Raw genomic sequence first — 371 nt, forward strand, 5'->3', positions numbered from 1 at the left:
CAAGGATTGCAAGGTCCAGCTGGTCCAACCGGAGCGACAGGAGCACAAGGTATACAAGGTATACAGGGATTACAAGGGCCCATTGGAGCTACCGGGCCAGAGGGACCACAAGGAATCCAAGGAGTGCAAGGATTACCTGGGGCAACTGGTCCACAAGGAATACAAGGGGCACAAGGAATGCAAGGGCTACAAGGGCCGAGTGGAAATACAGGGGCAACCGGAGCGACTGGTCAGGGGATAACAGGTCCGACTGGAGTAACAGGTCCGACAGGGATTACTGGCCCGTCAGGAGGACCTCCTGGTCCGACGGGGCCAACTGGTGCGACAGGTCCGGGCGGTGGACCGAGTGGAAGTACAGGAGCAACAGGAGC

The 371-nt window shown here is 58.8% G+C and carries 1 pseudogene; it reads left to right on the forward strand.

From position 1 onward, the window contains the following. Positions 1–371, forward strand: a pseudogene (locus tag MR079_RS28540) (collagen-like protein); the annotation flags it as partial.

This window comes from Bacillus cereus group sp. BfR-BA-01381 (assembly GCF_022663555.1).
GTDB classification, from domain to species: Bacteria; Bacillota; Bacilli; order Bacillales; family Bacillaceae_G; genus Bacillus_A; species Bacillus_A pacificus.